General features: G+C 62.8%; 2 pseudogenes. Both read left to right on the top strand.

Annotated elements, in window-relative coordinates:
* Nucleotides 1-215 (top strand): annotated as a pseudogene (locus tag EOB49_RS35035) (hypothetical protein); the annotation flags it as partial.
* A 26-nt stretch (nt 216-241) separates the two neighbouring features.
* A pseudogene (locus EOB49_RS38450) lies at nt 242-317 on the top strand (polyketide cyclase); the annotation flags it as partial.

Consider the following 317-nt stretch of genomic DNA (forward strand, 5'->3'; position numbering starts at 1 on the left):
ACCGCCTGTGGATCGATGAGGCGCCGATGATGAGCCAGGCCGAGGTGTGGCTGGAGCTGTTCACCAAGGATTTCCTCATGGCTGCGGATCATTTCGCCAAGGCCGGTGTTGTGCGTTGCGACGCCATTGAGCCCTTGGGCGAGGGCTTCCGCGGCGGCTGGATCACCAACCCTGCCAACATTATTCACATGCTGCGCGAACCGGACGCCTGGTGAGCGCCGAATCCCGAAAGGAGCATCCGATGGACATCCGCGAAAAGCCAACCGCCGAAGCCGGCATGCTGATCCGGCGGCCTGTCGCCGATGTGTTCGAGGCCA

The sequence above is a fragment of the Mesorhizobium sp. M7A.F.Ca.MR.148.00.0.0 genome, from assembly GCF_003997735.1.
GTDB lineage: Bacteria > Pseudomonadota > Alphaproteobacteria > Rhizobiales > Rhizobiaceae > Mesorhizobium.